The organism is Chryseobacterium oncorhynchi (genome assembly GCF_002899895.1).
In the GTDB taxonomy this organism is placed as follows: domain Bacteria; phylum Bacteroidota; class Bacteroidia; order Flavobacteriales; family Weeksellaceae; genus Chryseobacterium; species Chryseobacterium oncorhynchi.
In genome coordinates this window covers 1,000,426-1,021,832 of record NZ_PPEI02000001.1, presented here as the reverse complement: position 1 = coordinate 1,021,832, position 21,407 = coordinate 1,000,426, and the positions used below count along the sequence as shown (strand labels likewise).

The window sequence follows — 21,407 nt, the reverse complement described above, 5'->3', positions numbered from 1 at the left end:
TAAATTTGGTCTTTCTATACGACTTTCTTATTCTTTCATAGAGGCTGTCTTTTATTCCTGATAAATTAAATCAATCTTAAAAAATCAATCAATCGTTTGATTCAATTGAAAACTTATGTAAATTTGCGCCCTGAAAAATGGACACTGACATGATTTCAAAAGAAGAAAATATATTGTTTGCAGCTGAAAAGCTCTTTGCAGAAAAGGGTTTCGACGGAACTTCTACCCGAGAAATTGCAAAAATGGCTAATGTAAACATCTCTATGATTTCGTATTATTTTGGTTCTAAGGAAAAACTCTATGAAAAATTGGTTGAATACAGAATGCATGAGGGACAGTTTTTTTCAAAGGATATTGTAGAGAGAACAGACCTTAATGAATGGCAGAAAATTGAGAAAATAATAGACCAGTTTTCCAATAGAATAAGAACCCAAAAATGCTTTTACAGGATTATGCAGAGGGAGCAGCTTCATGCAGAGAATCCACAGATTGTAGCATTTTTAAAGGAAACCAAAATGTCATTCCTTTCTATGTATTCCCGAATATTGGAAAGTGGGCTGAAAAGTGGTGTTTTTACAAAAAATCCTCCTATTTATCTGCTTCATTCAACCATAAGCGGAACTTTATTCTATGCATTCAATGCTAAGGAAATGTATAAAGAATTCCTTAATGATACCGCTGAAGATGATGTTTTTGACGAAACATACTATACCGAACTTAATAAACATATAAAACATTTACTAAAAGACCTTTTAGGTTATGAAGAGAATAAATAACTCAGTGATTGCATTATCACTATTCGTAGGAATAGCAAATGCAAATGCTCAGGAGAAAAAAAATCTTTCTCTTGACGAAGCTGTGCAGCTGGGAATCCAGAACAGCAAGAATCTCAAGATCGATGCAGCCAAGATCGAAGAGGCTACAGCTGATCTTCTGGAGGCTAAAAACAGACAGCTTCCGGAATTGAAAGTTTCAGGAAGCTATATGTATCTTCCGATAAAACCCAATGTAGACCTTAAACTTCCAGGAGTATCAGGTGGAGCAGGAGGTCCGGAAGTACATCAGGTGCTTTATGGTTCTGCAAATCTTAGTGTACCTATTTACAGCGGCGGAAGAATCAAATATGGTATTCAGTCAGCAAAATACTTGGTAGAGGCCTCAAAATTAAGTACGGAGAACGATAAGATTGCTATTGCTTATAATGTAGCTCAGGCTTATAATAATTTGTTTAAAGCCAACCAGTCTATTAAGGTTTTTGAAGAAAATCTTACTGCTTCACAAAAGAGGGACGAAACTTTCCTTAAAATGGAGAATAATGGATTAATTGCCAGAAATGACAGGTTAAAGGCGAATCTCCAAACTTCAAACATTGAACTTCAATTATTGGAAGCCAAGAATAATTATAATATTGCCAACATCAATATGGACCTGTTATTAGGACTTCCTGAAACTACAGAAATTGATGTAGACCAAAATTATATTGAAGAAGGTTCTGAAGTAAAACCTGTTGACTTTTATGTGAATGAAGCCAGAGAAAATCGTAAGGATCTACAGGCTTTAGCACAGCAAAGAAAGGCTGCGGAATTGGGGACAAAGTCTGCAAAGGCAGAGAACCTTCCCTCTTTAGCATTTACCGGAGGATATGTGGCCGCAGATATTCCTAAGTTTCTTACAATTTACAATGCGGTGAATGTAGGCGTTGGGATTTCTTATAATTTATCCAATATCTGGAAAGAAAATTCATCATTAAAGCAATCTCAGGCAAGAGAAAAGCAATTAGCTGCTACAGATGAATTATTGAATGACAACATTAAGCTTGATGTAAACAGAGAATATCAAAATACAGATTATTCTAAAAAGAGAATTGCTGTTTTTGAAAAATCTGCTGAACAGGCGAATGAAAACTTCAGAATCACAAAAAATAAATATGATAACGGTCTTGCTACCATGACGGAATTATTGGATGCAGACGCAGCTCAGATTTCAACAAATGTAGGAGTTATCAATGCAAAAGCAGATGCAGCATTAGCCTACAGAAAACTATTACAGACTACAGGAACTTTAACAATTAAATAAACTTAAGAACGATACCAACAATGGAAAATAATGATACACAAGCGGCTGAACCTAAAAAGAAAAAAAGTTTAGTCTTTCCAATAATTTTGGCGGTTGTTTTAATCGGTGGAGGAATCTACGGTTATAGAGCGTACTCTTACGGACAATATCACGAAGAGACTGATGATGCTCAAATCGCTTCAAACATGTCACCTGTTATTTCTAAAATTTCAGGATATATAACTGAAGTGAAAGTAAAAGATAATCAATTTGTAAAGAAAGGGGATACCTTGGTTATTTTAGATAGCAGAGATCAGAAAATGGCCCTTGAACAAGCTCAAGCAGCATTGTCTACAGCTAAAAGCAATATTTCAAATGCTGAAGCTTCTACCACTGCTACTTCAAAAAATATAAGTTCTTCTGAGGCAGCGGTAGTAACTGCTAACGCACAGATAGAAGCGGCAAAAGTAAATGTTTGGAAAACTTCTCAGGATTTAAAAAGATATGCAAATCTTGTGAAAGACCACTCCATTACAGAGCAACAATATGAGCAGGCTTTAGCTGCAAAACAAACAGCAGATAAGCAATTACAGGTTTTAGTTGACCAAAGAAATCAAATTGCTCAACAAACTAATATTGCATCATCTCAAACGGCTGCCAGCTCTCAACAAATCAGTGTTGCTGGTTCTGTGGCTAAACAAAGAGAAGTAGATGTTGAAAATGCAAAATTAAACTTATCATATACCGTAATATTAGCTTCTGAAGATGGGTTTGTGGGAAAAGTTCCTATTCAGGCCGGACAATATTTACAAGCTGGATCACAGTTGTTTTCTTTAGTTAAAAATGATCAGAAATGGGTAGTTGCTAACTTCAAAGAAACTCAGGTTCATAAAATGGTAGAGGGACAAAAAGTGAAAGTTGAGATTGATGCTTTTCCAGATAAAGAATTTGAAGGAGTGGTAAGTTCATTTTCTCCGGCTACAGGTTCTACATTCTCTATTCTTCCTCCGGATAACGCGAGTGGTAACTTTGTGAAAGTAGTACAAAGACTTCCTATTAAGATAGATTTTGTAAAACTGGATCCGAGCATTGCTAAAAAGCTAAGAACAGGGATGAACGTGAAAGCTGAGGTTTCATTGAAATAGTACTTCGTGTATTGTGGTAAAATGAACTCATGACTGATTTAAAATTAATGGTTTTAGCCAAAGTTTAAATCATCAACACATTTTACATTTTACAAAATTTTCACATCAATACATTGTACAAAAAATTATGCAAGATTCATTAGTAGAATATGGAGCCCGAAGAGTGATTATTACAATCACGGCTATTCTTTGTGCTTTGCTGGAAATTGTGGATTCCACGATTGTGAACGTTGCCTTGAACGAGATGAAAGGGAACCTGGGCTCTACACTTTCCGAAGTGGGATGGGTAATTACGGCTTATGCCATTGGTAACGTAATTATTGTGCCAATGACGAGTTGGCTTTCACAGCAGTTTGGACGACGAAATTACTTTGCAGCCTCTATTATCATTTTTACCGTATTTTCATTCTTATGTGGTAATGCAGATAATATTTGGGAACTGGTATTTTTCAGATTGTGTCAGGGGATTGGAGGTGGAGCTTTATTGGTAACATCACAGACCATCATCACGGAATCATACCCGGTTGAAAAAAGAAGTATGGCTCAGGCTATTTATGGTTTGGGTGTAATTATTGGACCTACATTAGGTCCGCCATTAGGAGGTTATATTGTAGATAATTTTAGCTGGCCTTATATTTTTTATATTAATATTCCTATTGGGATTGCAGCTACTTTAATGACCTTACAGTTTATAAAGAGCCCGAAATATGCTGAAAAACGTAAAGCCTCAGATGTAGACTGGTTAGGAATTGCTTTACTGGCTGTAACAGTTGGTTCATTACAGTTTATTTTGGAAAGAGGACATGAAGAAGACTGGTTTGAAAGCGGAATGATCGTAACATTTACGGCAACGGCAATATTAGGATTTATATTATTCCTCTGGCGAGAACTTACATTCAAATATCCGATTGTAGAACTTAGGGTTTTAAAGAACGGAAATTTAAGGATCGGAACGGCGATGTCCTTTGTATTAGGATTTGGTCTGTACGGGTCAACATTTATAGTTCCTTTATATACCCAGAGTATTTTGGGGTGGACGGCTTTAGAGTCAGGAGCATTGATGATTCCGGCTGCGTTGACGACTGCCTTTATGATGCCTATTATCGGTAAGTTGCTTTCGAAAGGAGTAAAACAGCAGATTTTGGTTTCTTTAGGATTATTTACATTCTTTGTTTATAGCTTCTGGGGGTACAAAATTCTGACCCCAGATACCAGTAAAGAAGCATTCTTCTGGATGCTGATGGTAAGGGGAGCCGGATTAGGATTATTATTTATTCCAATCACATCCTTATCACTAAGTACGCTGAAAGGTCAGGAAATTGGTCAGGGGGCCGCATTTACGGGGATGATGAGACAGTTGGGAGGGTCTTTCGGGATCGCTGCAATTACAACATTTATTGCAAATGCCAGCCAAAAATACAGAGTCAATTTGATTTCTCATTTAGATTCTAATGACTTTGATGTCCAGCAGAGATTAAATGCATTAAAGGCAAGTTTTACGGCTAAAGGGATGACTCCCGATGCTGCAATGAATGCTGCTTATAAAATGCTGGATCTTACAGTTACTAAACAGGCAACGGTACTATCATATATGGATGTTTTCCTTTATTTAGGAATTGCATTCTTAGTTTGTATTCCGTTCATCTTGTTTATAAAAGAAAGAAAAAGTAAAGAAAAAATAGATTTGAGTGAAGCCATGCACTAAATTTTAATAAACAAAACCTCCGAAAATATCGGAGGTTTTTTTGTGTCAAAATGAGATGAAGTAGATTTTATTTTAGACTTCAATATGGTTAAACTATTTTTCAATAATAGGATTATCGAAGCCCATTTTCTTTTTCTATAAATTAATATCACTTATTGGAGAATTTATTTATTTTTTTTAGCTTTACACTACCAAATGAAAAAATATGAATAGATTCCCTTGCCCTTATTGTGCCTTTTCAAAAGGCAAAGATCGGAACGTAATCGTTCGGCATTATTTATAAATCAATATCCAGATTGTACGATAGCTTTTCATGAGCTATGATATCTGTTTTATGTGAAAGTAAAGACAAGATGCCTATTATCTCCAAATTTATAGGAGAGAGTAGGAAATCATACTTTTCCTCTATTGGTAGGATTTTGATAATTGAATTTCATTAAAACAATACTGTATTTTATGATTTAAACCATTTTTCATCAACTAATAACCAAAACTTTATAAAATTTAAACATGAATCCAATACAACTGCCGGAAACCTTTATGGCTCTATCGGATTTCAGGAAAAATGATAGTTATCTTCCCGAAATGGATCAGGCTCAGATTATATCAGACTTCTTTCCCGAAACTTTTACAGAATTAACCCAGCGTCTTTCGGATATTACCGGAGCCTTTTACGGAGGTCTGCTTAAACAGGCCGGAAAATTGTATGGCCCAGAAGCTATTGAACAGCTTTCCAATACCTTTATGTATGATTTAGGATCAAGAATGACTCTAAAAAATCTGGAAACAAAACCCAATTTACAACCAGGAATTCCTACAGTGGCAAAAATACTTATAGGAGCAATTTTTACATCCAGTCCCGAATATAATTTTGAATTTAAAGAATTAAATGACCACAGAGTTGAAATGTTGATCAAAGGAGTCGATCGTTACCATAAAATTACACAAAGTCTTCAGATCGCAGGACTGTTGAAATGGCCGGTCATAAAACCCTTTGTACAAGGAATATGCGATACCATGGGGCTGGATGTTTTACTTGAAATAAAAGTCCTGAAATTGGATCCGGATAGTTCATGTATTTATCAGGTGAATGTGACGGAAAAATAAGATGTTTAAAAAATTAAATGATTAAAGATTATGTCATTAAACATCGATAGGAGCGGACTTTAGTCCGCTTTTATAATAAAAATATGATTTATACGGTTTTTAACCGAAGCTTAAAAAACATTCCAATCTAATATCCACATACCATTTCTGTGCTGGCAATCGCAAAGACGAACAGATAATTCTTTCACCTTGTAAAACGTGATAAATAAAAACTTACGTCTTTGCGCTTCCCAACAAATTATAGTATAAAATTTAAATCTATCGGATACTTTCTGTCCATTCAATACCACTGATATCAATCAGTTTCAAAGCATGAATCTCTTCCTTTTGAAGAATATCATGAATACTGATACTTACATCTGCTTTAGCTCCCAATGGAATTATTAGGCTGTGTTTTCCTGGTTTTACCTTGGTTACATAATGATTTTTAATGCTTTCCTTAGACAATTTTGAAAGTTCTTTATGATCTAATTCTTTTAAAATATTTCCGTTTTTATCCAAAATATGGATTCCGATAAGGAAAGAACCGTAGACATCCGCTCCTTCAGTTCTATACACTTCAAATTTTAAATCCGAGTTATTGTGTGAAATGTTGGAGATTTCAAGCTTCGGCTTCACAGATTTATTATGCAGTGTTCCCCAGACGCCACCATGAAAATACTGATTGGTGTAAAGGGTAAGACCAAAGATTATTAAAGAACCGGCCAGCACGAGTGTTTTAGGCCTTGAAATAGGAAGATTCCCGGATCCCAGCCATTGAAACCATTTTCTTTGGGTGAAACCCTTATTTTTTTTCATAAAATAATGGTCAAGAGAATAAGGTCCACTTCCTGTAAGAAACAAAACAAAGCCTCCTGCAATCCCAAGAACTCCAATTTGCCATTCATCAAGGCAGGTGGTTCCCAACCAGCCTGAGCCTAATAAAATCCCTAATGCAAGACTGAAGATTCCAATACTCATCAATCGTGTAAAAAGACCAAGAATGATTAATAATCCTACAACCGCTTCAATAATGGTGAATATCATCATAGACCGTTGCAAAGCATCAGGATGAGTAACAAGATATTCTATGACAGGTTTAATTCCTAAGGCATTGGGTAAGAAATGATTGAATTTTTCCCCGATATATCCCTTTTCATCAGGAATAAGCTTGTTTTCAAGGATAAGTCTGCGCCAAAAAGCTGAAAAATAAGTCCATCCGATAACCATGCGGAGGGATAAAGTATATAATCCGGCCAAGTCAGAAGACTGGCTGTTTGTAGTATGTTTCATTGAAATTAATATTGTATTGTAAAAAACTTGAATTAATGGATTTAAAAAAAGTTTAAATCATGCTTAATTTCAGTCTTTTAAATAAAATATATTTCGGGGGGCTGTTACCTGTAGTATGCCCTGAGTATTCATTGAAAAATATCTTTTCTTCTCCAATATTTTTTGCAGTGGCATCAAAAGCGAAAAGAAATTTTTTGTACTTAACCTTAGCCTCAGTTTTTGAAACCGAAGTTTTAGAAGAAGTGTTGGCTATATCACAATTTTGGGAAAGTCCTGAGGTCGTTTTTACCTTATTTAACCCGCTGATGTATTGGATGTCAAAAATGTCTAGAACATTTCTTTTGACAGAACACGGGGATAATGAAAACACCAGTATAAGCATCGTTATGATAGCTTTGTAGGTCTTCATATAAACTTTGGTATTTGACATTTTTACAAAACTACACTTTATTTTAATTTCAGCTCAATAAATTTTAAAAATTCATCCTGTTGATCTACAAATAAATAATGAGAACAGTTATCAATAAGTTTGAAGTTATCTTTTCCCACAATATTTTTAAGGTCGTTAAGCTGTTTATCAGAGAATATGCCATCATTTTTTCCATAAACAGTATACATGGGAATACCTTTTCTTTTGATTATTTTTAAAATAACGGTATTATCAAGGTTATTCAATCGCTCATTTTGGTAGAACTTGATAGGAGAGTTGGTATTTCTGATATTGTTTTTATAGAATTCACCGGCTTGGTATTCTTTCCTTAAATTTTCACTTTCCGGGGTAGGATTGGGCATGTCAAAGAAACCAAGTTTGCTGGCCATTTCGTAGCATCTTTTTCGGTAGGCAGCAGAGTTTTTATCAAGATTTTCTATTTCAGAAATCTCTTTTAATTGAGCTGGGTCATTTTTGAAATGTTCTCTGGCCTGTTTTAAAATATGATCATAGGTTTCCTGTTGGGTAAATAATGCTCCGGCAAGGGTAAGTGAACTCACTTTTTCAGGAAACTGACTGGTAAATAATGTTCCGATAATTCCTCCGAAGCTATGGGCAAGAATATGTGCTTTCTTGATTTTATAGGTATTATAAACCTGTTTTAAATCCTCAAAGCTTTCCTTGAAAGTCATTGTTGCATTCTCATCTTTGGATCGCCCTTCTCCACGTCTGTCATAGGCAATAACGTAAAATCCTTTATCGGCTAGTTTTTGGGCAGTTGTCCCTTCGAATAAAGTAGCATTTCCACTCGGTCCGCCATGAATAAAAATTACAGCAGGATTCTTTTTATTTCCATAAGCCTTGGAGTATATATTTTGAGCATTTATAGAAGTTAAAAATAGAGAAAACAGAACGGATAAGAGAAATTTCATAGTTGAAGTTTTGAAAAGCCTAAACTACTAAATATTTTCAGCAATTATAGAAGCATATTCAGTTTCTATAATGATAAAAAATAAAAGCACTACTGACTAACAGTTGTCACAATCCTGATTTATCTTTATACCCTGAAATTTTTACATAAAAAAACAAAATATGGACACAAATAATTTTGATAAAATCATAAAACGCTCCTTAGACATCCGGGAAAAGTATCATCAGCTGGAAATAAAAGGTAACGAAACCCAATGGACATTGGAAGAAGATGCTCTTGCTTACCTTACTGATGCAGGATTGGTCGGGAGAAATGTAATGTCTCATGAGAAAACATGGCTGAAAAAAGATTCGGCGGAAGAACTGGAACATAAATTAGCAGAAAATATCTGGTGGCTGATCGTTCTGGCAGACCGTACAGGAATTGATATCAAAGAAGCCCTGGAGAAATTCTTAACTAAAACAGAAAATATATTCTAATGAGTTATTGTTTAGCAATAGAAAGTATGCAGCCTGAAAGTAGAAGAGAGCTGCACAAAAATTACCACGACAATTATTATGGATTTCCTATTCATGATGATAATGAATTATTTGGAAGACTGATTTTGGAAATCAATCAGGCAGGTCTGAGCTGGGAAACAGTTCTGAAAAAAGAAGAAAGTTTCAGAAAAGCATACCACAATTTTGATATCAAAAAAATAGCAGCTTACACGGAAGAAGACCGAGAAAGATTATTGAATGACACCGGCATTATTCGAAATAAATTGAAAGTGAATGCTGCTATTGAAAATGCCAAAACTATTATTGAGCTGCAGAAAGAATTTGGTTCATTTGAAAAATGGCTGGAGCATCATCATCCTAAAACATTAGAGGAATGGATGAAGCTCTTTAAGAAGACATTTAAATTTACAGGGGGAGAAATTGTTAACGAATTTTTGATGAGTACAGGATATTTGAAAGGGGCACATCATGAAACCTGTCCTATTCATTCAAAAGTTTTAGAACAAAAACCTTTGTGGAAGTAATTTGATAGAATAAAGACATGCCGACAAGAAAATCGGTCGGCATATTTCTTATCTTAGATTTCTTACGGAAACGTCAGGTTTTTCACCTTGAGGAACAATGAAAATGGCGTTGTCACTAATGGTATCACCCGGATCAAAATAATAACTTCCGGTTACAGGAATGGTGCTGGTTGTAAATTTTCCGGATTTGTCATAGGCAGAATAAGTAACATTGATGATCTGAGCTTTCATCTTCAGTTCAATCTTTTTAGAAGTAAGCCTTGCTCCGGTTGCATTGATGCAGTCTAACTCTATAAGGTTGGTATTGCTGACAATCTGTGGAAATGCTGACAATCTGATATTATATGCCTTTTCTGAAGTGTTTTTCACAGTTGCAGATACTTTATATCGGTCATACTGTTTTCCTCCGGATTCAACACTTTCCTTGTTGAGGATATTAAATGTGACACTCATTCCATTGATATCTATGGATTGACCATCAGAAATTTTTTGTGCATTTACAAATGTTCCCAGGAAAATAGTAGTAGTGAGGGTAATTAAAAAAGTTAGGTTTTTCATTTTGTTAATTTGTGAGTTTAATAGTATTAAATATACGTAAAATAACAAAATAAAGAATTATTTACTTTTTTCTAAAAGTTCTTTATGCTCTTTCCCCCATTTTTCAAATTCCAGGATAATAGGTTTTAGTTTATAACCAATATCTGTCAGTTCATATTCTACCCGTGGTGGGACTTCTGCATACACGGTTCTTGTAATGATTTTATCATCCTCTAATCTGCGGAGTTGAAGAGTGAGCATGCGTTCTGTAATGTTTTGAAGACGTTTCTTTAATTCTCCAAATCTCATTTTGCCATTAATCAGATAACAGCAGATGGCAAGTGCCCATTGACCACCGATAATATTAGAGGCATAGATCTCCGGACATTCATCAGCAAGGGCTTTCTTATTGGCGAAATTGGTTGAGGTTTCCTTTATTTTAGTCATTACTTACATTTTTTATAGTACCATACAATAGGTTGCTAATGTACAAAATGTAAGTTACGTATCGTAATTTTGCGATAGAAATTTAAACATAATGAAAACATTAGTTATTGTCACACACCCTGATATTGAAAAATCAATCATTAACAAAAGATGGATCGAGGAATTGGCGAAATATCCTGAAAAATATACAGTTCATCAATTATACGAAGCTTATCCTGACGGAAAAATTAATGTAGCCAGAGAGCAGGAGTTGATGGAATCCTATGATAAAATTGTATTTCAGTTTCCTTTCTACTGGTTCAGCAGTCCGCCAATGTTAAAGCAATGGCTTGATGAGGTTGTTTTGTATGGCTGGGCTTATGGGAGTAACAGCGGATTTAAACTGGAGGGAAAAAAAATGTCATTGGCTGTTACTGCAGGAATTGATAAAGAAGGCTACAGCAAGTCAGGAGAATATAAGTACACGATGAATGAACTTTTCCGTCCCTATGAGCTGACCTTTGATTATATTAAAGCGAAATACGAAGAACCTTTTGTATACTATGGTATAGAGCGTGATTCTTCTGAGGAATGGATTGAAAATAGTGTTCCGATGTATCTGGAGTTTCTGGATTCTCTTTAGATTTAAAAATGATTTACTGCAATTGTGGGATGGAGGCTTTTCGAAAATCACTATCCCACAGTTGGAGTATCTTCTTCTTTCAGGATTTTTTTCTCCTTCATGGTAAGCATCATTCTCTCGTATTTGTATTTTTCCCAGTCAAATAGGTTAAGGAAGTCAAGGGCAGCCTGAAATCCCCTGTTGAAGAGATCTTCTTTCTCTTCCTTTTTCATAAAGAAGTTGAGCCAGCTGCTGGTTCCGCAGTTTACAGATTGTATGCTGTACAAACGGTAGAAAGTGTGCTTGGTAAGGAATGTTTTGTCATTGAACCCTTTTAGTGTACTGATGATATTTCCGGCATAGCTGAAAGGGGATTTAAGAATTTCCCTACTTGTTTTTCCTTTTTCAGAAAGAATATCAGAATCACTCGTCAGTTGAACCCCGAAAAGAGGCATTCTCGGATAAAAAACTTCATCGGCATGAAACAGATCAATAGGAAAATTAGAAATACTGCCTCCATCAATAAAAACACCAACCGGATTAATGTCTTCCTGTTTGGTATTCATCCAATATCTCCATGCATATTTTATGGAGCTTTCCGTTTTATCAATTCTTTTCTGAAAAGGTTCAAAGAAGAATGGAACAGACATGGAAGCTCTTACAAACTCAGCCGGACTGGCGTGTTTCAATTCCTCTTCAGACCAATATAAATTGGCCATTGTTGGAAGTTCAACCTTTATTTTGGCATTGATATCTGTAGTAATGACAACATATTCAGACTGAAGCAGGTAAAACGGATTGTTTTTATAATAATCATTATTCACAACACTGTCATAGAAAATCTTATATCTTGTCAGATCAATATGTTCCTGATTTTTGGTTTTAATTTTATCAATGCTGCTTAACGCCATTGTATAATACTCCTGATTATTCCCATAACGATAGCTGAGGTTAAGATCCCGCTCCTTTTGGATGAATTTTTCGTTGAGATGGGCTACGGTTTTGATTCCAAAATCATCCAAAGCTCTTTCCATGGTATTCATGAAAATATTTCCCGGGTTGAGTCCGCTGTTCTCCTTTCTGAAGTTGTTGTACAATTTTTTGATACAAAAAAATAAAATGACAGCCGGAACAAGAGGGATCAGAAACATGAGCTTGGCACTCTGTATGGTTTCTGAGGATACAGCAAAAGGAATACTGACCAGAATAATGAAAAGAACTGCTGCAATAATAGCATTGATTTTGAAAAAGTCCTTATTATTAAGCATGGCATGGAGGGTTGTTTTTACATATGTTTTCCCATCCATAAAATCGGCAAAGTTCCAACTAAAAAGAATATCCTTAATGAGCTTGCTCTTAGGTTCTTCCTTAGTTTTACAAGCTGCGATAAGCATCGTATTGATAGCTCCTGCACTGGTTCCTGCTACTTTTAAAAAACGAATTCCAAAAGTTTCGAGACCATAAAGATAGCCTACCAGTGCACTTCCCCAAACACCGCCGCCTTCCTGTACAAATTCTATATACTGATTCCCATGCTGATCCAGAAGATCAGAAAATTCCTTGGCTGAAATATTCTCATGTAAGGCAATAAGTTTATCCTTGGATGCCTGCGAAAGAGAATCATCTCCCAGAATTATATTGAGGTCTTCAGTTTTCATGTATTTTGTTTTTGGTGGTGCCGAAAAATTAAGCTTTTTTATTTTTCAACGATAGCAGCATTTTATTCCATGTTAATTTCAGGATGTTACCACTGTTTACGTCTTACATAAATGAATGTACTGACAACAACCGTTAACATGATGCCCATTGTGATAAAATAACCATATTTATGATGAAGTTCAGGCATATTATCAAAGTTCATCCCATATACTCCGGCAATGAAAGTAATTGGTAAGAAATAGACTGAGTAAATTGCTAAAACTTTCATTACCTGATTGGCTTTCTGATCAGAAAGAGCTAAAAACATTGAAATAAGATTGGTTATCTGTATATTCAAATGATCAAAATCGGCTACTACATCCTTGTGCTTATCTTTTAAATCTACAATTTCTGAATCCTGTAAATTCAAAAGCTTGAATTTGTCAATAGCATCAGTGGAAATGACCAATACACGAGAGTTCAGCCCCGATTTTCGCTTCAATTTATATAATCTTCGGATCTGGCTGGTATGATTGGTGTTTTTAAGGAATATTTCATTTTCAATATTATCCATGGTCTCCAAAAGGCTTATAGACTCATCATCAAAGCTCTTCATGATCAATATGGCAATCATTAGAGCTATTTTTTGAGGAGTAACCTCTTCCTGTATTGCTGAAATCTTTTTTTTCGTTTCAGAAATACTTCTGGTTTTCATCCTGTGGATGGTAATAATGGTTTTATCCAGTATGAAAATCGCAATCTTTGTACTGATATCACTTATGGTATTCAGGTTTTTCCTTTCCAGTTCTGTGCTTTCACGGAGAAGAAAGAACTTTACATTTCCATCTTCTTCATATTTTGGAAGGTGATTGGGGTCTATAGTATCTTCCAAAAGAAGATTGTTGATTTCGTATCGTTCATGAAGAAATTTTAGGTCTTCTGCAGTAGGAGCCTCTACATCTACCCATTCACAGTGGGTGCTTCTGTATATCGTATCAATTGGCATAAAGTAAAAATACTAATATTTTGAAAAAGTATGTGTTAAATAAGTTTTATCTTTGCCAAAATTAAAAAACTATATGATTAAAAGTACAATAAAAGGAGTTGGATTTTATGTTCCAGATAATGTTGTTACAAATGATGATTTAGCAAAATTAATGACCACCAATGATGAATGGATTACGGAGAGGACAGGCATCAAGGAACGAAGACACAGAAAAAACAGAAACGACTCTCAGGAAACAGCAGCTTACCTGGGATTTAAAGCTTCTGAAAAAGCCCTTGAGAAAGCAGGTTTAACAGCTAAAGATATCGACTACATTGTTTTTGCAACACTTTCTCCGGATTATTATTTTCCTGGATGTGGAGTATTGCTTCAGGATATGCTGGGATGTGATACCATTGGAGCCTTAGATGTGAGAAACCAATGTTCAGGATTTGTATATTCTATGAGTGTTGCCAATGCGTTCATTAAGTCAGGGATTTATAAAAACATCCTTGTTGTAGGGGCAGAGGTTCATTCATTCGGATTGGATTTTTCTGATGAGGGAAGAGGTGTTTCCGTTATTTTCGGAGATGGAGCAGGAGCGGTTGTGCTTTCTGCAACAGAAGATGAAAATGCTGGAGATATTTTAGCCGTAAACATGCACTCTGAAGGTAAATATGCTGATGAACTTTGTACTCAGTTCCCAGGTTCTAAGTTTGGCTGGAGCGACAGAATGAGAAAAGAACCGGAAAATGTAACGAATAAAGAAGTATACCCAATCATGAACGGAAACTTCGTATTTAAACATGCGGTAACAAGATTTCCGGAGACGATGATGGAAGCTTTAAATAAGGCAGGAAAAACAGTTGAGGATCTTGACATGTTTATCCCACATCAGGCGAACCTTAGAATTGCTCAGTTTGTACAGCAGAAGTTTGGCCTTCCGGATGATAAAATCTTTAATAATATTCAAAAATACGGAAATACAACGGCAGCTTCCATTCCAATTGCATTAAGTGAAGCCATTGAACTAGGTAAGATTAAAAGAGGAGATTTAGTACTTCTTTCTGCCTTTGGAAGTGGATTTACTTGGGGGAGTGTTCTATTTGAATACTAATCAGAGCAGAAAAGAGCTATCAACAGGATACAACATAAAAAAACCGCAGAACAATCTGCGGTTTTTTCGTTTTATAGATTACCAATTAAAGGCTTTTTAATAGTTTCTCTGTATCAGAAGAATCCTCTCCTGAACTCTTTGCCAGTTCAATAGATTTTTCAGCCCACATTTTTGCATTTTTCTTATCTCCCATTTTATTGTAAAGATTAGCCAGGGTATCTGTATTGGCGAAATTCTGATCTTTCTTTACAGACTCCTGTGCCCAGGCTACTGCTTTTTCTAATGAAGACTTATTGGTGATGTTTTCAAAAAAGTTCCAAGCCAATGAATTGAGCTCACCAGAGCTTGCCGCAGAATAATCCTGATAGATTTCCAGAGCTAATTTTTCATAAGTTGGAATATCTTTATTCTTTAAAGCTCTGCTGGCTTTCGCTCTTTTTAGAGCCTTTTCAGCATCTTCCTTACTCATTAATTTTTGAGTTTCTGTTATGAAGTAACTGTCATTCCAGGTTTTTGTATCTGCATTGTAGGCTTTTTTAGAAATTGTATTCAGTTTAACACTTTTATCAAACTTTTCATATCTATCTTCTGGGAAGAATTTTACAATGTCGTTCTTTTTTTGCTGAAAGATTTTATACAAAGGGCTTTCTGTGCTTTGTGTTCCTGCAAGAAGTATTTGAACATCATCTTCGTCAAGCTCTTTTTTCTGTGCAAAATAACGGTCCAGTACTTTGCCCGCAAACTCAGCATCATTGTACATTGTAAGCCCGGCAAGGTTTTTTAAAAATTCAGGATCTTTCTCTCCCTTTTCAAACTGCAGTTTCAGGGAAGTAAGTCTCTTGTTTGGATCTTCAGCATCCTTTGCAAACTGAATGAAGTCTTTTTCTTCAACATACCCTAGGGTTCTATGTACAGCTTCACCATTACCATCAATGAATAAATAGGTAGGGAAAGCCTTTACATTATATTTCTTTGCAATATCTACTCCTTCACCTTTTTCCATATCAATTTTAGCATTGATGAAGTGAGAATTGTAGTAGTCACCCACAGTCTTAAGTGGGAAAATATTTTTCACCATAAGTTTACAAGGTCCGCACCATGAAGCATAGGCATCTATAAAGACTAATTTGTTTTCTTTTTTAGCCTTGGCAAGGATAGAGGCAAAGTTGCCTTCCTCGAATTTGATTCCCTGTGCCCATGCTAGAGCACCTATAAATAGAGAAGAAAGTATCGCTAATTTTTTCATAAAAACTTTTTATTCCCTGCAAATGTAATAAATATGATGACATTTAAGCAGGTCATATTGAAAATAATTATCAGTGAACTTTGTTTTTAATATAGGTATAGAGTCATATGAAAGAAAATCATCTATTGTTTTAGACTTATTGTTAAAATTAATGTAAAATGCATTTTTAGTTAAATGATTAAATTTCAGAAGAATATTTCATTCAAAAGCAAAATATTGCTAATTTTGTAAAAAACAAAAAGACACCTCGTGAAAAAATGATGAATTATTATAGAATAATAATTTGTTTTTTTATGTCTAATAATCTACTGAGAATTTTGTTTTTGCTGATCACAGCAATCCCCATATTTGCCCAAAAACAGAACAGCTTCGACCAAGCTTGTGAAAGAACTTCCTCCATCACTGCCTATAAGGATTTAAGCAAGGCTATCAAGACGGCCGATTCGCTTTATATGTCTGCCCAAAAGCCGGAAGAGAAAGTAAAGAGTCTTTTCCTTTCATCAGAACTTTATCATCATGCAGGGGAAATTAAAAAAGCGATATGTTATAGTGAAAATGCCCATTCGCTCATCAATCAGATGAATGATGCCGAATTGATGGCCCGTGTAAGCAGATTATTGTCGCGGCAATATAGACAGGTAGGGTTATACGAAAGAGCAAAAAAATACATTTCCAAAGGACTGGAAGCTTCAAGAAAAATTTCTGATTTTCAAAAAAGTAATGAAGTAGAGGGGCTATTGAATCAGGAGATGGCTTTCTATGAAATGGAGGTGGGAAGCTATGTAAATGCCATAGAGCATATTGAACTTTCTTTAAAGAATTTTGAGAAAATAAACAGTCAGAATGAAGACCGAACCTTAGCCGCTTCCTATCAGTTATTGGGAGATGTTTATTTTAAACTCAATGATTATAATGTTTCTGAAAGCTATTACAAGAAAGCAGAAGAATTACTTAAAGAAGGTAGCTGTACCCTAGGATTAGTTTATAACGGATTGGGTGGGATTCGTCTGAAGCAGAAAAACTGGAAAGACGCAGAACTTTATCTAAAAAAAGCAGAAAAAATAGCAGATACTTCCAGAAGCCTAAAGCTTAAAAAAGCTGTATATTCTAACATCAATGATTATTATGAAGGGACCGGAGATAATTTTAAAGCTTCCTTGTATGCTGTGAAATATGTAAGAACATATGATAGTATTGCTGCTCGTAACCAAGAATTTGTAGGAAAAAGCAATGCTTCGGTGAGTAAAACAAACAAAGGAAATAGACAAATGAGTATCGCCAAGAATGTTGCTATTGTTATCTTGTTTGCCTCTCTGGTTGGTTTGATTATATTTTTCAGAACAAAACAAAAAAAGCAACGTTCGAAACTTAGGAATATCATAAGAACTCAGGTGAACATGATTAGCGGCAGTAGAACCCAGCTTGTAAAACATTCTGAGCATTCTGAATTTTCAAATATATCTGTAGAAGAAATTGACGAAAAGGACAGCGAAGCAGACCGAAAAAGAAATGATTCTCTGATGACTTCCGAAACAGAAGCCAAACTGCTTGAACTTCTTGAAAGGTTTGAAAAAGGAAACCTGTATAATAATAAGGGAATGTCTCTTTCTTTTCTGGCGGGTGAACTTAATACCAATACAAAATATCTTTCTTATGTAATCAATCAGCACAAAAGTGCAGATTTCAAAACCTATATCAACAGATTAAGGATTAATTATATTGTAGACAAGCTGATTAATGACGAAAAGTACAGACAGTATAAGATCAGTATCCTTGCTGATGAATGTGGCTTTTCTTCACACAGTAAGTTTGCTGCTGTATTCAAGGCGGTTACTGATTTTTCCCCATCATCTTATATTAAATATCTTGATACTGAAAATCAAACAGGTAAAGGTGTTCATTTTCGTGAAAATGATTAAGAAATAATATTTTTTTTCATTCTATCTTACCGCTTTTCACGAAAATGGATAACCTATTATTTTATGTAACCCTGCTGCTATCCTATCTTTGCGACAGTTTTACGGGAATGAATACAATCATAATGCAGCTCATTAATTTTATCTTCGAAGCTATTCTGTTTCTTCTGAAATAAAAGTTAAGATAAATTCTCAATACGCTACAAGCCAAACCATGAAACATTAGATAGGGAGCACGTGCATATTTCATTGTTATGAGATCATCACTGTTCCTCTTTTTATCTGCTAAAAAAATTCTATTCTGACAAGGAATAAGGATTATACAATATAATCGGGGTTGATTGCCCGGTTTTTTTCAGTCAAGTTTTTTTAAGTGCAAATCCACAGATCATCTGTGGATTTGCGATTTATTTAACTTTTGTACTGTCGGTTTTTGTTTTTGAAGCATCTATTGGTGACGGCTCAGAATTAGCCACAGCAGAATCTCCCATTCTATTTACTAGAGAATCCTTATTATGGGCATCCTTGAATTCTTCTCTTTTTTCTTTGTTTTGAGCACAACTTCCAAGGAAAAGAAGTCCGAAAAATGCTCCGATCCATAATTTTTTCATACGAATACTTTTTAATGTTTGGTGTTAATCAAATATAGTGATTTTTATAAAATTTTAGAAGATCTTACTATTAAATTTCACTAGGCGTGGACTTTAGCTCATTTCCATAAAAGATAAATTTAATTTTAGTTAAAACCTTAAGATCAAAAAAAAAATCTGTAGCCATTTCATCTACAGATTTTCCATTTTTAAAATAAACGTGTGCAATTCTATTTAACAGAAGTCGCCGTCGTTGAATCCGTTTTCATCTTCATATTGTCAGGATTCGTCTTTTTTGTAGTCGTAGTATCAGTTGTAGCAGGTAACGCCTTTTGTGCCTTATCTACTGCTGTTGAATCACTGTTACTTGTTGACATAGACGACTCCTTGGTTCCACAGCTCACTGCAAATAATCCTACGCCGATAGCTGTTAGCAATAACTTTTTCATACTATTTTATTTTGGGGTGTAATAGTAAAAAATCAATAACCATTCCTAACAGGGGTAGTGAAATGGTAAAATATAGGTAAAGTTTGTTAAAAGATGTTAGGTAACAGGTAATAGGTGTCGTGGTGAGGAGGTTTTGAGTAATAGAGTATTAGTATGGTAGGAATAAATTTCTTTTCTGACTGTGGCTAATTTTAAACCTTAAACTTTGAATTTTTGAATCATTTTCATAAAAAAAGCCCCGAAACCGAAGTTCCGAGGCTGTATGAAAGAACAGACAATTATTATCATTGCCTATTATTTATTACTTATGAATTACCCTAAGTATGGATATTTGTAGTCTTTTGGAGAAACGAAAGTTTCTTTTACGCTTCTTACAGATGTCCATCTTAGAAGGTTCATCTTAGAACCAGCTTTATCGTTAGTTCCTGAAGCTCTACCACCACCGAAAGGTTGTTGTCCTACTACAGCACCAGTTGGTTTATCATTGATGTAGAAGTTTCCTGAAGCATTTTCTAAAGCTTTGTAAGCTTCATTAATTGCGTAACGGTCTTGAGAGAATACAGAACCAGTCAATGAATAAGGAGAAGAAGAATCAACCACCTTAAGAGTCTCTTTCCAGTCCTTATCTTCATAAACAAATACAGATAAGATAGGTCCGAAGATTTCCTCTACCATACTTTCATATTGAGAGTTTGTAGTTTCAATTACAGTTGGGTGTACAAACCATCCTTTAGAATCATCACATGTTCCACCAATGGCTACAGTCGCTTCAGCTGATGCATTCGCTCTGTCGATATATCCTTTACATTTTTCGAAAGAATTTTTGTCGATTACAGCATTCACGAAGTTAGAAGTATCTTCCGGAGTACCTACTTTAATAGTACTCATCTGAGCTTCCATTACTTTTTTCACATCAGCCCAAAGAGACTTAGGAACATAAGCTCTAGAAGCAGCAGAACATTTTTGTCCTTGGTATTCAAAAGCTCCTCTTACCAAAGCAGTAGCTACAGCTTCTACGTTAGCAGATGGGTGAGCAATTACAAAGTCTTTACCACCAGTTTCTCCAACAATTCTTGGGTATGTTCTGTAGTTATGGATATTGTCACCGATCATTTTCCACATTCCCTGGAATACTTTTGTAGAACCTGTGAAGTGAAGACCTGCGAAATCTCTGTGAGCCAATACTTTCTCAGCAGTATCTTTTCCATCCGTGAAGATCATGTTGATTACCCCTGCAGGAAGACCCGCTTCAGTTAATACATCCATGATTACTTTTGCAGAATAAACCTGCTTGTCAGACGGTTTCCAAACCACTACGTTTCCTAGCATTGCCATACAAGTAGGAAGGTTTCCTGAGATCGCTGTAAAGTTAAAAGGAGTTACTGCAAAGCAGAATCCTTCCAATGGTCTGTATTCTACACGGTTCCAGATTCCGTCGTCAGAAACTGGTTGCTCAGAATACATTTCTGTCATGAACTCTACATTGAATCTTAAGAAGTCGATAAACTCACAAGCCGCATCAATTTCAGCCTGGTGTACATTTTTAGACTGTCCGATCATCGTTGCTGCATTGATAACATCTCTGTAAGGACCAGCTAATAGATCAGCCGCCTTTAAGAAAATAGCTGCACGTTGTTCCCAACCTAGGTTGTTCCAATCTTCTTTAGCTGCCAATGCCGCGTTGATAGCGTCATCCACATGCTGCATACCACCTTTGTAATAAAATCCGAAGTCATGAGCATGATCCTGTGGAGACTGAAGCTGTACTTTTTCGTCAGTTTTTACTTCTTTTCCGTTGATGATCATTGGAATTTCAACCTTTTCAGCCCACATTTTCTTGTAGGTATTGATAAGGCTTTTAACTTCTGGAGATCCCGGTACATAAGAATTTACCGGCTCATTTACCGCTAATGGTACTTGCGAAATTGCTTTTGACATATTACGTTTTATTATTTTTATTAAAATTAAATAAGTAAGTTGTATACAAATTTACAATAATTATAAGGAAAGAAAAAAATACCGTATGTTTTTATGAAATAAACTTTTTTGTCAATCAATAAGTGGTAAATATTATGTATTTGAGAATGAAAAGAAGTAATATCTTATAATTTCATTTAATGTTTTGAAGAGAATAAAATAGAAGTATAAATGTTGTAATTATATGAATAGCGACAAAAAAATATTTGTCATAGTTGGCTTTTTCTTTTTAATC

General features: G+C 35.2%; 21 protein-coding genes. 10 read left to right on the top strand and 11 right to left on the bottom strand.

What is annotated here, in order from left to right:
- The first annotated feature begins 149 nt into the window (after positions 1–149).
- The 5 genes from C1638_RS04585 (at position 150) to C1638_RS04565 (ending at position 6,012) form a co-directional block, all read left to right on the top strand.
- A complete protein-coding gene (locus C1638_RS04585) occupies positions 150–776 on the top strand; it encodes a TetR/AcrR family transcriptional regulator (RefSeq protein WP_228428029.1) in 627 nt (208 codons plus the stop codon).
- The gene (locus C1638_RS04580) at positions 760–2,076 is read left to right on the top strand and encodes a TolC family protein (protein WP_109618599.1); all 1,317 of its coding nucleotides are present in this window, start codon (positions 760–762) and stop codon (positions 2,074–2,076) included. The genes C1638_RS04585 and C1638_RS04580 overlap by 17 nt, the downstream gene beginning before the upstream one ends.
- A 20-nt stretch (positions 2,077–2,096) precedes the next feature.
- Positions 2,097–3,200: an HlyD family secretion protein gene (locus C1638_RS04575; RefSeq protein ID WP_109618598.1), complete on the top strand. Its 1,104-nt coding sequence runs from the start codon at positions 2,097–2,099 to the stop codon at positions 3,198–3,200.
- 127 nt (positions 3,201–3,327) lie between these two features.
- Positions 3,328–4,905 carry a DHA2 family efflux MFS transporter permease subunit gene (locus tag C1638_RS04570; RefSeq protein ID WP_109618596.1) on the top strand — a complete coding sequence of 526 codons (1,578 nt, stop codon included), beginning with the start codon at positions 3,328–3,330 and terminating at the stop codon, positions 4,903–4,905.
- A gap of 510 nt (positions 4,906–5,415) precedes the next feature.
- Positions 5,416–6,012 (top strand): hypothetical protein, encoded by a 597-nt coding sequence (locus C1638_RS04565; RefSeq protein ID WP_109618594.1) that lies wholly within the window; start codon positions 5,416–5,418, stop codon positions 6,010–6,012.
- A 258-nt stretch (positions 6,013–6,270) separates the two neighbouring features.
- Here the strand turns inward: C1638_RS04565 and C1638_RS04560 are convergent, their stop codons facing one another.
- The 3 genes from C1638_RS04560 to C1638_RS04550 are packed head-to-tail and all read right to left on the bottom strand — an operon-like array spanning position 6,271 to position 8,646.
- A complete protein-coding gene (locus C1638_RS04560; protein WP_109618592.1) occupies positions 6,271–7,284 on the bottom strand; it encodes a TQO small subunit DoxD in 1,014 nt (337 codons plus the stop codon).
- A gap of 52 nt (positions 7,285–7,336) precedes the next feature.
- Positions 7,337–7,714, bottom strand: coding sequence for a hypothetical protein (locus tag C1638_RS04555; RefSeq protein ID WP_109618590.1), 378 nt, complete (start codon positions 7,712–7,714; stop codon positions 7,337–7,339).
- A gap of 17 nt (positions 7,715–7,731) precedes the next feature.
- Positions 7,732–8,646 (bottom strand): alpha/beta hydrolase, encoded by a 915-nt coding sequence (locus C1638_RS04550; RefSeq protein ID WP_109618588.1) that lies wholly within the window; start codon positions 8,644–8,646, stop codon positions 7,732–7,734.
- Positions 8,647–8,806: 160 nt separating this feature from the next.
- Between C1638_RS04550 and C1638_RS04545 the strand changes: the two genes are divergently transcribed.
- Together C1638_RS04545 and C1638_RS04540 are read left to right on the top strand one after the other, a co-directional pair.
- Positions 8,807–9,124, top strand: coding sequence for a nucleoside triphosphate pyrophosphohydrolase family protein (locus C1638_RS04545; protein ID WP_109618586.1), 318 nt, complete (start codon positions 8,807–8,809; stop codon positions 9,122–9,124).
- Positions 9,124–9,669, top strand: a complete 546-nt coding sequence (locus tag C1638_RS04540) for a DNA-3-methyladenine glycosylase I (protein WP_109618584.1) — start codon at positions 9,124–9,126, stop codon at positions 9,667–9,669. The genes C1638_RS04545 and C1638_RS04540 overlap by 1 nt, the downstream gene beginning before the upstream one ends.
- Positions 9,670–9,717: 48 nt before the next feature.
- Here the strand turns inward: C1638_RS04540 and C1638_RS04535 are convergent, their stop codons facing one another.
- On the bottom strand, positions 9,718–10,227 hold the full coding sequence (locus C1638_RS04535; RefSeq protein WP_109618582.1) for a hypothetical protein: 510 nt from the start codon (positions 10,225–10,227) through the stop codon (positions 9,718–9,720).
- Between the two features lie 57 nt (positions 10,228–10,284).
- Entirely contained in the window at positions 10,285–10,653 is a 369-nt protein-coding gene (locus C1638_RS04530) for a winged helix-turn-helix transcriptional regulator (protein WP_109618580.1), read from the bottom strand.
- A gap of 91 nt (positions 10,654–10,744) precedes the next feature.
- Between C1638_RS04530 and C1638_RS04525 the strand changes: the two genes are divergently transcribed.
- Entirely contained in the window at positions 10,745–11,275 is a 531-nt protein-coding gene (locus tag C1638_RS04525) for an NAD(P)H-dependent oxidoreductase (protein WP_109618578.1), read from the top strand.
- Between the two features lie 50 nt (positions 11,276–11,325).
- Here C1638_RS04525 and C1638_RS04520 read toward each other — a convergent pair whose 3' ends face one another.
- Positions 11,326–12,912, bottom strand: a complete 1,587-nt coding sequence (locus C1638_RS04520; RefSeq protein ID WP_109618576.1) for a patatin-like phospholipase family protein — start codon at positions 12,910–12,912, stop codon at positions 11,326–11,328.
- A gap of 86 nt (positions 12,913–12,998) precedes the next feature.
- Positions 12,999–13,898, bottom strand: coding sequence for a magnesium transporter CorA family protein (locus C1638_RS04515; RefSeq protein ID WP_109618575.1), 900 nt, complete (start codon positions 13,896–13,898; stop codon positions 12,999–13,001).
- 73 nt (positions 13,899–13,971) lie between these two features.
- On the opposite strand from C1638_RS04515, the gene C1638_RS04510 reads away from it, so the two are divergent.
- The gene (locus tag C1638_RS04510; protein WP_109618573.1) at positions 13,972–14,994 is read left to right on the top strand and encodes a 3-oxoacyl-ACP synthase III family protein; all 1,023 of its coding nucleotides are present in this window, start codon (positions 13,972–13,974) and stop codon (positions 14,992–14,994) included.
- 85 nt (positions 14,995–15,079) lie between these two features.
- Here C1638_RS04510 and C1638_RS04505 read toward each other — a convergent pair whose 3' ends face one another.
- Positions 15,080–16,240 carry a thioredoxin family protein gene (locus tag C1638_RS04505; RefSeq protein WP_109618571.1) on the bottom strand — a complete coding sequence of 387 codons (1,161 nt, stop codon included), beginning with the start codon at positions 16,238–16,240 and terminating at the stop codon, positions 15,080–15,082.
- A gap of 293 nt (positions 16,241–16,533) precedes the next feature.
- On the opposite strand from C1638_RS04505, the gene C1638_RS04500 reads away from it, so the two are divergent.
- Entirely contained in the window at positions 16,534–18,159 is a 1,626-nt protein-coding gene (locus C1638_RS04500) for an AraC family transcriptional regulator (protein ID WP_165826497.1), read from the top strand.
- Positions 18,160–18,563: 404 nt separating this feature from the next.
- Here the strand turns inward: C1638_RS04500 and C1638_RS04495 are convergent, their stop codons facing one another.
- The 3 genes from C1638_RS04495 to pruA all read right to left on the bottom strand — a co-directional run bounded on the left by C1638_RS04495 (position 18,564) and on the right by pruA (position 21,133).
- A complete protein-coding gene (locus C1638_RS04495; protein ID WP_109618567.1) occupies positions 18,564–18,767 on the bottom strand; it encodes a hypothetical protein in 204 nt (67 codons plus the stop codon).
- Between the two features lie 209 nt (positions 18,768–18,976).
- Positions 18,977–19,183 (bottom strand): cytochrome C551, encoded by a 207-nt coding sequence (locus tag C1638_RS04490; protein WP_228428027.1) that lies wholly within the window; start codon positions 19,181–19,183, stop codon positions 18,977–18,979.
- A 324-nt stretch (positions 19,184–19,507) separates the two neighbouring features.
- Positions 19,508–21,133: an L-glutamate gamma-semialdehyde dehydrogenase gene (pruA, locus tag C1638_RS04485; protein WP_109618563.1), complete on the bottom strand. Its 1,626-nt coding sequence runs from the start codon at positions 21,131–21,133 to the stop codon at positions 19,508–19,510.
- Positions 21,134–21,407 lie beyond the last annotated feature (274 nt).